The sequence below is a fragment of the Kitasatospora putterlickiae genome (genome assembly GCF_039527695.1).
Classification (GTDB): Bacteria; Actinomycetota; Actinomycetes; order Streptomycetales; family Streptomycetaceae; genus Kitasatospora; species Kitasatospora putterlickiae.
This window is the reverse complement of sequence record NZ_BAAAKJ010000209.1, coordinates 4888-5773: the sequence shown is the minus strand read 5'-3', so window position 1 is coordinate 5773 and position 886 is coordinate 4888. Positions and strand designations below refer to the sequence as shown.

1 protein-coding gene and 1 pseudogene are annotated in these 886 nt (G+C 73.9%); both read left to right on the top strand.

The annotated features are described in order from the left end of the window. Positions 1-283: pseudogene (locus ABD308_RS20825) on the top strand (wyosine base formation domain-containing protein); the annotation flags it as partial. An 89-nt stretch (positions 284-372) separates the two neighbouring features. Continuing rightward, positions 373-861, top strand: coding sequence for a YqhG/Tai3 family protein (locus tag ABD308_RS20820; RefSeq protein WP_344337427.1), 489 nt, complete (start codon positions 373-375; stop codon positions 859-861). The last annotated feature ends 25 nt before the right edge of the window (positions 862-886 follow it).

Genomic DNA, 886 nt, shown 5'->3' with positions numbered 1-886 from the left:
GATGGGGTTCGCCTTCACGGTGCACGGGCGGCCCGCCCCGCGGGACCCGGTGCGGGTGGAGCTGACCGCGCCGGACGGCGGGTCGTGGACGTGGGGGCCGGCGGACGCCGCGGACCGGGTGGCCGGGCCCGCCCTCGACTTCTGCCTGCTGGTCACCCGGCGCCGGCACCGGGACGACCTCGCGCTGAGCGCCGTCGGCGAGGTGGCGACGGCCTGGCTTCCGATCGCCCAGGCCTTCGCGGGACCGCCCGGAGCGGGCCGCGAGCCGGGCTCGTCGCTTTAGCAGATGATGCGTCAAATACCCTGGTTCACCCGGTAAACCACACGTTTCGGCGATTTACAGGGTTCGTCGGCGAATGATGGACTTCGGGCATGACGCGAATGAACCCGTTGCGCACCGTCCTCGCCGGGGCCGCCGCCCTGCTCGCCGCCGGCGGTCTCCTGGCCGTCCCCGCCCAGGCCGCGTCCGCGCCGCCCGCCGCCCTAGCCGGGGCCGCCGCGCCGGCACAGGTCCGGGCGGGGACACCGGCCGCGCACCAGGTGTTCACGTTCTTCGAGGCGTACCGGGGGGCGGTGCTCGGCGAGACCGGCGAGACCCCGCGCGCCGTCCGCGAGCGCTACCTCTCCCCGCACCTCAACACCCGCCTGGACGCCTGGGCGCAGCAGCATGACGCCGATCCGGTGTTCCGGGCCCAGAACGTGCCGGTGGACTGGTCGGTCCAGCAGGTGAAGGACCAATTCGGATTCGCCTCGGTGCGGCTCACCGAGTTCTGGGACGGCGGCGGCAGCCAGGACGTCTGGTACACCGTCCGCCTGAGCGATCTGCGGATCGTCGAGCTGAACGACCAGCCCGCCTTCTGACCGGGCCCGCCCTCCGACCGGCCCG

Coding starts and splice junctions, on each gene's coding strand:
- ABD308_RS20820 (WP_344337427.1), top strand. CDS start 373: ATGACGCGAATGAACCCGTTGCGCACCGTCCTCGCCGGGGCCGCCGCC.